Below are 12,570 nucleotides of genomic sequence, written 5' to 3' on the forward strand. Positions count from 1 at the left end.
GTATTTTGAAGAAAAATTATTCGATAGGCTAGTAATAGCAAGCATTACAGGGTTATGACTAAAAACGGACAATCAAATAATTGTTTAATTAGAAAATTTTCAAAATATAAATCATTAAAACCAATCTTAAAATATTCCGTATATCTTTATTTTTCCCAATATCTACTTGCCCAAGCAATCCAAGTGCTCCAGTTTGGTCCGGTACTATGTCCACCTGCGTGTTGCCTGAAAGCTATTTCACCATCAATTAAAGGCATTCCTAATTTTGGAAAAATCATAGTTCCTAAATCTTTTTTTCCAAACAATAGATAGACAGAACCAGCGTTAGCAGCTCCCAGAAACATTCCTTTGGCATCTACCCATTGTCCTTCAACTTCTGGAGAGCCCGAACTTATAAAAATTGGTCTTGGAGCACATATTGCAACTAATTCGTGACCATCTACAGGTAAATCATCAGGTTTTAATATACTGGCATATTTAATGAAATTTCCAGCAAACCAATGATATTCACCCGATGAAGCAAGATTTTCTACTTGTTCGCCAAAAACTCTTCGAAGAATTTTAGCACCACCAGCACCCGATGAACCAATGAAACCTAATGAAATTCGTGGTTCGAAAGCCATGGCAACTAGTGCTGCTTTACCATAACGAGATAATCCTTCGATGGCTACGCGTTGGGTGTTTATATTTTTGTCGGTCTCAAAATAATCAAAGGCACGGCTAGCTCCCCAAGCCCAAGCTCTCAATGTACCCCATTGATCAGGCTTGCGATATTCTCCTTTATTGACTAGACCAATTATTCCTGCGGTAAGTCCTGCTCCGTTATCGGCTTGAATGCTGCTGGGCTCAATAATAGCATAGCCCCAACCTCTTGAAATAAGTTGTTCTTGCCAAGTTGGTTCACCCGATGAACCCAAACCAATGGGCTTAACAGGGCCTGTTGCAAAAAAATTCTTGATGTAGCCAAATTCAATTACTACTGGAACCGCATTGGTAGCATTCGCAGGCGTTGCTACTACTAAATTAATCTCTACCTTTAGAGAAGGATATGCAGAATTATCTACTATTCCTTTTAGTATTTTTTCTTTAATGGCTTGGTTGCCTATCATTGTGTCTTTTACTGATACAATTTGCCAAGTTACAACTGGGATTTTCTCAGGAATTTTTCCGTAAATTTCATTTTCAAAATCGGCTACAATTTCGGGTTTCCGTTTTTCTATCCAATCTTTTTGGGTTTTTACCTTTTTTCCGTTTTTTAAAATAAGAGCTTCGGGTAAAGTATATTTATTTACTTTTTCCTCAGAACTGTTGGCTGCATTGGCATCTTTTGGATTGCCAGATACGCCTTCGCGTATTAGAGAACGGTCTATGCCAATTTGCTCAACCATATTGTTATAGTCGTTGTTGTTGCGTTTATTAATGCTGTCACGTTGAGCTGGACTAAGACCAAATTGTGCAAAAGACGTAAGGCTGATGCTACTAAATAAAATTATTAGTTTTAAAGGTTTCATAGATTTATGTTTTATTTCTTTAACTCATTATATTAAAAACGTTCTTCCAAACTAGGCATTTCCCTTCACATATCTTGCAGTAATGAAATACTTTAGATACAGTTATTTAAATTTTTACTGTGTTTTTTAGTACTCAAAAAAGTAATTAATTACTTTTAATTTCAACTACAGCATTTTCCAATCCGTCTGAGGTTATAATTAATTTTATCTTGCCCTTCTCACCTTTTTTGGCACGAATAATTACTAATGCCATTCCATTAAATGCTGCTCTATCGTGCGAGGCAAAAGAAACTAAATCAGCAGGATTGCCGTTGTCGGTGGCAACTATTTCTCCAAACCCTTCTATCTTGAAATTAACTTTATTGTTGGCATCAGGAACCATTTGGCCGTTTTTATCTGTGATTTTTACGGTTATAAAACTTAAGTCTTCTCCATCGGATTTTATTTTTGAACGGTCAGCTGTGGCAACTATTTTGGCTGCTTTATCCGTGGTTTTAATTGTTTCTTTTGCCCAAATCACACCGTTTTTATAGGCTACTACTTTTAGTTCTCCAGCTTGGTATTTTACATCATCCCAACGAATTCGGTATTCAAATTCTCCTTTCTTTTTTCGTCCAAGCGATTGTTCATTCAAGAATAATTCGGCTTCATCACCTGAGGTAAAAACGTGAACGGGTGTGATTTCTCCCACACGATTGGGCCAGTTCCAGTGTGGTAAAATGTGAACTATTGGCAATTCAGGTCTCCAACGGGATTGGTACAAATAGAATCTGTCTTTTTTGAAACCCGCCAAGTCAATAATGCCACAATACGAACTCCTAGCCGAATAATAAGGAGTTGGTTCTCCTAGATAATCCCAACCACTCCACACAAATTCGCCGGCTACATATGCATGACGGTCTTGGGTGGCAAAAACTTTATCGGGCGAAGAACCAAATTGTGCCGTATAAAGTTCATATGCACTAACTTCTTTGGTCACAGGATTGCCTCCAACACCATCACTTACAGGTGCTGAATTTTCAAGAGTGACAGGAAAAATATAAGAACCTCTGGTGCTTAATGCAGAAGCTGTTTCGCTACTGACAATCATTTTCTCTGGAAATGCTTTTTGAAATGCAGGATAAAGAGGCGATGTTCGAATACCTCCAACTAGATTTGCATAGGCTGGAGCATCTCTGATTCCTTCCCCTTGATAATTTAAACTTAAAAAATCGACTACCTTAGAAAAAGGCATATCGGGCTTTGCAAAATTTTGTGAAGCCGAAGCAGGTCTTGTTGGGTCTTCTTCAAGTACAATGTCGTGAAGTTTTTTTGCAATAACTGCTCCAGCTGCATCGGTATATTGTTCACCAACTTCGTTACCATAACTCCAAGCAATAATCGAGGGATGATTGCGATCACGACGAATAAAAGAACGTGTATCTGGTTCGTTCCAGTCGGGAAATATTAAATGAAAATCGTGAGGAGTTTTTTTACGCTCCCAACTATCAAAGACTTCATCTATTACCAAAAAGCCCATTTTATCGGTTAAATCCAATAATTCTGGAGCTGGAGGATTGTGAGAAAAACGGATGGCATTACAACCCAACTCGCGGAGTATTTCAAGTTGTCGTTGAGCTGCTCTGACATTAAATGCTGCTCCCAATGCTCCCAAGTCGTGGTGTTGGTTTACACCTTGTATTTTTATTTTGGTGCCATTTACCAATAATCCTTTGGTTGGATGAAATTCAATTTTTCGAATACCGAAGGGTGTTTCGTATTCATCTACTTGTTTCCCAGAGATAAAAATACTGGTTCGTGCAACGTATAGATTTTGTTTTTGCTGTGGAAAAGCACCCCAAAGTTTTGGTTTTTTTAGCTTTAGTTCGAATAGTTTAATTTGTTGGTCATTTGCATTAATACGAATCGTTTCGTTAGGAAAAGCCGTGATTGCTTTCCCTTTGGTTTTGCCAAGATCATCAGCTGCAAATATTTTCGTTTTAACAACAATGGGTTGAGTCGTACTTGTTTTATTTTCTAATTTTAATGAAAGATTGATGATGGCTTCGTTTGTAGAAACTTCGGGAGTGGTAATAAAAGTTCCCCATTGTGCTACGTGTACAGTTGCCGTTTTGGTCAACCAAACATTGCGATAAATTCCGCCTCCGGGATACCATCGAGCCGAGTAATTTGGATTATCAATTCGGATAGCCAATTGATTTTTTCCATTATAATTTAAATATGGTGTTAAGTCTAATCGGAATGAATTGTAACCATAAGGCCAGCCACCTACCAAATGGCCATTGAGCCATACCATTGTATAAGACATTGCTCCATCAATATCCAAATAGATGACTTTTCCTTGATCGGTGGTTGTAATATCCAATTTTTTGCGATACCAAGCCACTCCCTGACTAGGTAGACGTCCCATTCCGCCACCTACTTCAGGATTATCGCCTGTGTAAAATGGTTTGTTGATGGCCCAATCGTGGGGTAAATTTACTTTTTCCCAAGTAGCGTCGTTGAAATCTGCTTGTACAAATGGAAAATCGGAGCCTGGATTTCCTTTAGGACGGATGTGTTTTTTGGATGGGTCTTTTATAAAATCATTTGCCGAAGGAAGAATCCAATTTTTTAGAACATCTTCTTTTGCTTCTACTTTTATGGCTTCCTCCGGTTTAGAATCGGCAATTTTACTGTCGTTGACTGCCTCTGTTTTTGGACGAACATCATAAATAAGATTGTCTGGGTTTGCCTCATAACGCATAAATGTCCAACCTTCGTTGATTTTGATGCGTTCTCTTTTGTAGTTAGTTTTTAGATTTTGACTATTTAAATTTGTAAAAGCCAAGAAAAATGCCATAGTCAGTAATCCAAAAGTTTTAATTTTTAGAAAATAGCTACAGTTCAAATTTGTCTCCATTTTAATTTTTTTTATTAAGCTTTTGCAAAAAATATTAACTGTTTGTTAGAAGTTTCAATCGCTTAACTTTATTAGTTAGGTTCTTGACTGAAATAGATAAATCTTTATTTCTTTAACTCATTAATATGTTCAGCCACATTAAACATGGTGTCGATATAGATATCTTTTTCATTTTCTTTGAGATAATGAACTAATTGGCTATGAGCTTCTTTAGATACATTTAGACTATGTTCGCCACCCACACCATGAAATAGTAAAACTAACAATTTTCCAGATTTTTGGGCTTGTTTGACTAGCTCAATCATTTGGTCTCCAGTTCTTTCTACCATGCTGTAACAATCTATGTCCATTAGTTTCTGTTCGTCTAAATTGTGCATTTCTTCTCTGACAGAACGTGCAGCAATAAACTCATTAGATAATGTTTGTATAAATTCGCCTTCGATAACTTTTTTATGTCCGCAAGTGAACGCAAAAGTGCGTTTGGTTTTACCGTCTATGGCTTTTAGATAAGTGTTGCACATCTTGATTTCATCCTGTATTTTCAGCAGGCTATATTTGCTTAAATCATATTCAGGCTTTACCCAACTCATTCCTGGTGCCGAAGCATCGCAAGGGTGGTATAGGGTATGATTGCCTAATTCATGGCCATTAACCGCTGCTTTTCTCCAATCATTAATTCTATTTGCAGCGGCATCCGAAGAAGCAGTTATGTAAAAAGTGCCTTTCAGATTTAAAGAATCCAAAACAGGAATTACATTGTCAAGGTGAACATTGAGAGCATCGTCGTATGTCAAAACTACACCGCATTTTTTACCTTTCCAAGGTTTGTTATTATCTAAGATTTCTCCGTCAGTGCGGAAAGAAGAAGCGGGTAAATTTGCCGAATTATAGAAGTTGACGCCATCAGGATTGTCTTGCCAAGCGTATCGAACATATTTTGGGTTTTTTATTTCTTCGTTCCAAATTTCAATCTGATTTTTTTCAATAATTTTCGTTTTTGCCCAAACGAATTTTTTATCATAATCCGCTATTGAAAACCAGCGTAATTCTTCGCCATCTTTTGATGTAATGCTTTCGGCAACATTATCGAATGTCAAAATAATTTTTCCGTTTTCGATAGTTTGTGATTTGAATGTTGGTCCTGAGTGGATTACTTTTTTGTCATTATAGGCAATATTTTGAGCAGAAAGTGCTAATCGTTTTCCAATATCTTTTTTGTTGAGTGGGTGAATATCATTCCATTCTCCTAAGTCTGTCGTAACTGTAACCGCTGTATTGGGTAGTTTAAGGGCTTGGTTTTGTGCTTCTCTAAGTCTTGCCCAATTACTTTCGGATGGCGTATAGTTGACCTCTTGAAAATTAGCCAATTGTACCACTAAGAAAGGCAGTTTTTCATCTTTCCAAAGGGTTCTCCAATTTGTAATTAAAGTAGGCATAAGAACATCGTAAGGTTCTGGATTCCCCACATTACTTTCGCCTTGATACCACAGAATTCCTTTGATTTTCATTGGCAAAACTGGGGAAATCATAGCATTGTATAAAGCTGTTGGTTGATTTTGCTGAACCAAACTACGGCCAAAACCGCCAAAATTTTGAGGTTGATAGGCTTCTCCAACTTTGTATTGCCAAGTGCCTTTAAGGTCAATTTCTTCCCCATTGGCAGTCATAAAATAATTTTTATCAGGGACAAAACCACCTTTGCCAGATGTGTTTGTTACTCTTATTACGAAGGTGTTTTTTCCTTCCTTTAGTAAATCTGCGGGGATTTCATATCGACGAGGAGGATATTGATATGTGATATTGCCAATTTTTTTGCCGTTTACATACATTTCGTCAGCATCAACGATTCTTCCCATAAATAGTTTTACGGGTTTTCCTAACCAACTTTTAGGAACTTCAAATTCTCTCCTGAACCATACTACTCCATTCAAGTCTTTGATGCCTTGGTCTTCCCAATAGCCGGGAATATTGAAATTTTTCCAGTCTTTTGGTTTATAATCAAGGCTTTCCCAATGTTCTATGCTGCCAATGTCTTTAATTACTGGTATTTTTAACTTTCCGACCGATGGACTTCGATTAAATGAATTCACATAACTTGTGTCTTTATTTTTAGTTATAGTTTTCTGGATGTCAGGTAGATTTTTATAGCCACTTTCGCTTATCCAGGCTTCTATAGGAGTACCACCTACTGAACTGTTAATGATACCAATTGGTACATTGTATTTGGTGTAAATATCTCGGGCAAAAAAGTAAGCAACTGCCCCAAAAGTATAAATATTTTCAGGGTTAGCAGTTTTCCATTCTCCCTGTGGATAGTCATCTTTAGGCGTGTTGAGATTGGTTAATGTTTGTACAAAGAAATAGCGAATATCAGGATAATTAGCAGATGCTATGTCTTCAGGAAAACGTTCTTTTACTCTTTCCATTGTTACTGTCATATTACTTTGTCCACTGCAAAGCCATACATCACCAAATGCGATATTTTTAATAGAAATTTCATTTTTTCCTTTTAATATCATTTCATAGCCAGTTCCAGCGGATTGTGCAGGGAGTACTAATTCCCATTTTCCATCATTGGAAGCAATTGTTTTGAAGTTTTTTTTATTGAATAACACTGTGATTTTTTCGCTTGGAGACGCCCAACCCCAAATTTTGACGGCTTGATCGCGTTGTAAGATGATATTATCAGAAATCAGCTTTGGTAATTTAATTTGTGCTTGGATACCGAGGCAATAAAAAAAGCAAAAAAGTAGTGAGAGTTTAAAAATTTTCATAGCTAATCAATTCAAAAAAGAATAAAATGGTTTTTTGTGTCTAATTTTTACAATATAAATATAGTTTATAAATAGAATTACCAGCTCACAATAAGCTGGTAATTTTGTATTTATTTAATTGCAACTTATTTTTAGGAAGCTATAAAAAGGTTTGATAAATGAAAACTAGCAACAATTATATCCTTATTATATTTCCATATTATTGTACGGATTGATGGTAACTATTGAGCCATCTTCATTGTACTTGATTTCAGTTACCTTAATTGATCTTAAATGTGTTACCCCTTTTGATAAGCTAGAATCATGATAGAATAAATACCATTTACCTTCTACTTCACAAATAGAATGATGCGAAGTCCATCCCACTACTGGTTCCAAAATTATTCCTTGATAGGTAAATGGGCCATAAGGAGAATCCCCGGTAGCATAACAAATCAAATGTGTATCGCCAGTAGAATAAGAGAAATAGTATTTCCCTTTGTATTTATGAACCCATGATGCTTCAAAAAATCTACGGTCATTATCTCCTGCTAACAAATTAGCTCCATTTTCATCCAGAATTTGAATTTCTTTTGGTTCTTCGGCAAGTTGTTTCATGTCGTCAGAGAGTAAAGCTACAATTGGACCTAAAGCTGGTTCATTCGCTAGTGGTTCTTCGTTCGACTCTGAATATTGGTTGTTTCGATATTTTTGAAGTTGACCACCCCAAATACCACCAAAATACATATAATATTTGCCGTCTTCATCTTCATAAACGGCTGGGTCAATAGTATAACTTCCTTTAATAGCTTCAGGTTCGGGAGTAAATGGGCCAGTTGGAGAATCACTTATTGCTACTCCAATTTGGAAAATATCATTGGCACGTTTAGCAGGAAAATACAAATAGTATTTACCGTTTTTGTGAGCAGCATCGGGAGCCCACATTTGACGTTCAGCCCAGAGTACATCTTTTACGTGTAGCGCAACACCATTATCGACAGTGACTGCATCAACATTATCCATCGAAAGAACATGATAATCCTCCATTCCAAAATGGTCACCATTATCATTAAAAGGAATTCCAGCATCAATATCGTGCGACGGATAAATATATATTTTACCATCAAATACGTGAGCCGATGGATCAGCAGTATATATATGTGAAACTAGGGGTTGAGAAATTGCGGTTTTATTGATTTCTTCAAAATCAATTTGTTTAATATTATCTTCGGGCATTGTTTATATTTATATTTAATTTATTTTGATCTTCTTTCTTTTAAATCAGTTTCTATTTGAACTTCCATTTTTTTATCGATTTCATAGAAAAACAGGAGTCCAACTCCAATTAGAAAAGGTATTGCAGGAAAAATGCTTACCAATAATTTAATTCCATTAATAGCACTTTCTGATTGTAGTAATGAATTAGGAACATAATTAAAATGACCTAAAAGCAATGTAGTCAATGCTCCTCCAATGCTCAAACCAGCTTTTAATCCGACCATCATAGCCGAAAAGATTATTGCTGTGGCACGACGGTTATTTTTCCATTCGGAGTAGTCGGCTACGTCAGCAATCATAGCCCATAGTAGTGGGATTGTAATTCCGTAGAAGAAACCGTGAAGAATTTGAGAGAAAAACATTAATGCAATCGATTTTGGAGAGAAGATATAAAACGCGATTATGAATAGGGTTGAAATGAGAAGGAAAAATCCAAAGACATTTCTTTTTCCATATTTATCTGCTAAATTTTTAGACAAAGTGATACCAACTATCATAAAAATAATTCCTCCAGCATTAAATAAACCAAATCCAGCAGAAATTGGGTCATTACCAAAAGGATTGATTCCGATATTTAAAAGGAAATCTAAAATAGGCTGTATAAAAATGGCCAATTGTTGTTTGTCGACGTAATTTTCGAAATAATACACATAGGATCCACCTTTCATTGCGAGAGTTACAAAAACGAGCAAGGTAAGGGTCAACATAATCACCCAAGGTTTGTTTTTTACTAAATCTCCTAAATCTTCTTTAATACTAGATTTTTGTTCTGGTTTTGGAACAATACGTTCTTTGGTTGTCAAAAATGTAATGAGTAACATAATAGTTCCTACGATGGCTAGTATGGTCATCACTTTTTCAATACCAACAGCTTTATCGCCGTCTCCGGCACTTTTTATAATTCCTAACATAAACACTTGTACAAAAAATTGTGCAAACATAACTGCCACAAATCGATAAGACGAAAGACTGTTTCTCTCTGCCATATCTCCTGTGATTACGCCACTCAATGCAGAATAGGGTAAATTATTACTGGCATATAATAATAATAGGAGAGAATAGGTTACGATAGCATAAATTACTTTTCCTTGATAAGAAAAATCGGGAGTTGTAAATGCCAAAAGTGCAATAACTCCTAATGGAACAGCAGTCCACAAAATCCACGGTCGAAATTTCCCCCATTTTGTGTTGGTTCTGTCAGCCAGAACCGCTACAATTGGATTGAATATAAAAGCGGAAATTAACCCAACAATTAACATTATTATTGAGGCATGTGTTGGCGATAATCCGTATATGTCGGTGTAAAAGTAAGCTAGATAAGTCATCAATGTTTGAAACACCAGATTAGCAGCAAGGTCACCTAGGCTATATCCAATTTTTTCTTTTACAGATAATTTTTGTGAAGTAGAATTCATTTTTTAAGGTTAATTTTTTAGTTATATAAATCACAACAGATTTATTTTTAATAATTTATTTGTTTTGCTAAAAAATAATAATTACTAATTTTTAGTATCTTTTATTAACATACAATCGGTTGTGTAAATGTATTGTAAAACTTTATTATTGACAAATCTATGTCTAATTAATTTGATTTATTTACATTTATTTTACGATACATATTGATGATTTAATCTCTTTTGGTTTAATTCCTCGAAGCTCTGTTTCGGTTTTTTTGCCACAGATTGCTTCGCCTGTTCGCTATTGCTCGAGTCACAGATTAAAAATGATTTTTTAAAATCTGTGAATCTGTGGCTGTTATTAAATAAAACTACCTCTAGGGCTCTGTCCCGAAGTAGTTTTATTTAATAAAATAGAGGGCTTATTTTTTTTCTTCTTTTAGCTTCATCACACTGTTATAAGCCTCTTTTGGTTTGAAATCGCGATCAAAAAGCAACGGATAGTTACTTCTTCCTCTTATTGGCCAATCATTAAGCCAAGATTGTCCATCATTTACTCCCCAAAGAGTCACTCTGCTGATTTTGTCTTGATGTTTGATGAATAGTTTAAAAATTGCTTCGTAGCGTGCTGCCAATTGAATTTTTATATCCTCTGGTAGAGCTTTAGGGTACGGATTCATTTTTTCGCTCGCCTCAGCTCTTTGACTTACATCGGCTCCAACCACATCCCAAGGATTAGGCAAAACGGTAATGTCTAATTCTGTAATAGCAACTTTTACACCAAGTGCAGAAAAATCTAATATGGTTTGTTCAATTTCATCCAAGGTTGGGGTAATTAAGTTCCAATGCCCTTGTTCTCCAACTCCATCTATTTTTGCACCGTTTTTTTGTAGATTTTTCATTAATTCTACAGCTCCTTTTCGTTTTTTTGCATTGCATAAGTTATAATCGTTATAATACAAATCGGTTTTTGGATCAGCTTTGGCAGCTAATTTGAAGGCATGTGTCAAAAAATCTTTACCATAAGAGTTTAAAAAAACAGATTTTCTCAAAGTACCATCTTCATTCAAAGCCTCATTGACCACGTCCCAAGAACCAATACGTCCTTTGTATTTTTCTACGATGGTACTAATATGTTTTGTCATCGCCTCCGACATCGCTACACTATCTTTTACTTTACTCAACCAAGATGGTAGTTGACTATGCCAAATCAAAGTATGTCCGTGAATGAACATTTTGTGTTTTTCTCCAAAAGCAACATATTTATCTGCCATTTTGAAATCGAATTTATCTTTTTCAGGCTGTAGAAACATCGATTTCATACAGTTTTCAGGAGTGATGCTGTTAAATTCTTTTGCAATCAAACTGGTAGTCAATGGGTTTGTTTCTAGGATTTGATTGGTGTCTAATGCAGTTCCGATATAGAAATTTTTTACGTATGCATTTTTAAGCGAAACGGTTGAATCAGTTTTTTTTTGTGCCGATGAGCAACTACTTAATGCAAGTGTTGCTGTTACTAGTAATAATAGGGTTTTACTTATTTTCATGATTTTTTTGTTTTATATTTAGTTATTTTAATCCTTCAAGAAATCCGGTATAGGCAGCTTTGTATCCATAATTTGAGTCAAACAATAATGGCCATTCATATTCTGTTACGACAGGCCAACCTCTTAACCAAGAGTCATTATCTCTAACTCCCCAAAATGTAATTCCAAATCTTTGGGCACTTGGAATTGTTTTATACAAAACCGCTATGCTTTTGTACTTTTCCTTTTGAGCATTTGATCTTTCTGCTGTAAAAGAAGTTAACACTAAATCTCTATTGACAGACATATCCAATTCAGAGAAATGTATTAATAATCCAGTACCCACAAGAGGTGATAAGGTGTTACTTATGGTCGCTATGTCAGGATAAGAATAGCCTACGTGCATTTGAGAACCAATTCCATCTATAGGAATAGCTCTTTTTTTGAAATCGGCCACCATATCAACCACACTCTTAACTTTTGATGTTTGACTGTCTAAATTATAATCATTGTAAAATAATTTAACTTCGGAATTAGCTTCTTTAGCCCAAGTGAAGCATTTGGCAACGTAGTCTGGTCCTAATTTAGCATAAAACGGGCCTTCAAGAGCTTCGGTTGTAAAGGCTTCATTTACAACATCCCAACTTGCTACAACTGATTTTCCATCGGTAGTTTTGGCAAGAGCGAAATGCGCTACCGTTGCTTTTATATATCCTTTAACTTGTGCTTCAAATTCTGCATTTGTTCCTGTGAAATTTTTTAACCACGTAGGTATTGATGCATGCCAAACCAAGGCATGCCCATGAACTCTAAATCCATTTGCTTTTGCATAAGCTACAATTGCATCTCCTCTACTAAAATCATAGGTGTTTTGTCCAGTAAACATTGCTCCCATTTTCATGTCGTTTTCCGCAGTGATGCTGTTGAATTCTTTATTTAATAAAGAGGTGAAATTATTATCAGAACCAGATAGTCTATTCGCAGAAACAATATTTCCTATAGGAAATGTAGCGGCTGATTTTAAGGTAGTAGCATTGGACGCAGGAGTTGGTTTTGGCGTAGTGTATACTTGGTCAGTTTCTAATCCTCCGCCACAACTTACTATAATTGTGGCAATAATTATTGCAAATGCTGATAAAATTTTGTTGATGTTCATATTCTATAATTTATTTTAGGTTTGTTCCAGTTTTAATTGTCACTCTT

General features: G+C 35.7%; 7 protein-coding genes. All 7 read right to left on the reverse strand.

All coding sequences use genetic code 11. The features are described from left to right. Positions 1 to 146 precede the first annotated feature (146 nt). Positions 147 to 1,511 carry a glucuronyl esterase domain-containing protein gene (locus tag FNW17_RS15200; RefSeq protein WP_143391810.1) on the reverse strand — a complete coding sequence of 455 codons (1,365 nt, stop codon included), beginning with the start codon at positions 1,509 to 1,511 and terminating at the stop codon, positions 147 to 149. A 145-nt stretch (positions 1,512 to 1,656) separates the two neighbouring features. Further along, positions 1,657 to 4,413, reverse strand: a complete 2,757-nt coding sequence (gene galB / locus FNW17_RS15205; RefSeq protein ID WP_218043874.1) for a beta-galactosidase GalB — start codon at positions 4,411 to 4,413, stop codon at positions 1,657 to 1,659. 104 nt (positions 4,414 to 4,517) lie between these two features. Further along, complete coding sequence (locus FNW17_RS15210; RefSeq protein WP_144072085.1) at positions 4,518 to 7,187, reverse strand: sialate O-acetylesterase; 2,670 nt, start codon at positions 7,185 to 7,187, stop codon at positions 4,518 to 4,520. Positions 7,188 to 7,373: 186 nt separating this feature from the next. Beyond that, positions 7,374 to 8,402 (reverse strand): glycoside hydrolase family 43 protein, encoded by a 1,029-nt coding sequence (locus tag FNW17_RS15215; protein ID WP_144072086.1) that lies wholly within the window; start codon positions 8,400 to 8,402, stop codon positions 7,374 to 7,376. 20 nt (positions 8,403 to 8,422) lie between these two features. Further along, positions 8,423 to 9,859 carry an MFS transporter gene (locus tag FNW17_RS15220; protein WP_144072087.1) on the reverse strand — a complete coding sequence of 479 codons (1,437 nt, stop codon included), beginning with the start codon at positions 9,857 to 9,859 and terminating at the stop codon, positions 8,423 to 8,425. A gap of 404 nt (positions 9,860 to 10,263) precedes the next feature. Further along, complete coding sequence (locus tag FNW17_RS15225; protein WP_144072088.1) at positions 10,264 to 11,388, reverse strand: endo-1,4-beta-xylanase; 1,125 nt, start codon at positions 11,386 to 11,388, stop codon at positions 10,264 to 10,266. A 22-nt stretch (positions 11,389 to 11,410) separates the two neighbouring features. After that, the gene (locus FNW17_RS15230) at positions 11,411 to 12,523 is read right to left on the reverse strand and encodes an endo-1,4-beta-xylanase (protein WP_144072089.1); all 1,113 of its coding nucleotides are present in this window, start codon (positions 12,521 to 12,523) and stop codon (positions 11,411 to 11,413) included. Positions 12,524 to 12,570 lie beyond the last annotated feature (47 nt).

Origin of the sequence: Flavobacterium franklandianum, assembly GCF_007097365.1 — a bacterium.
Classification (GTDB): domain Bacteria; phylum Bacteroidota; class Bacteroidia; order Flavobacteriales; family Flavobacteriaceae; genus Flavobacterium; species Flavobacterium franklandianum.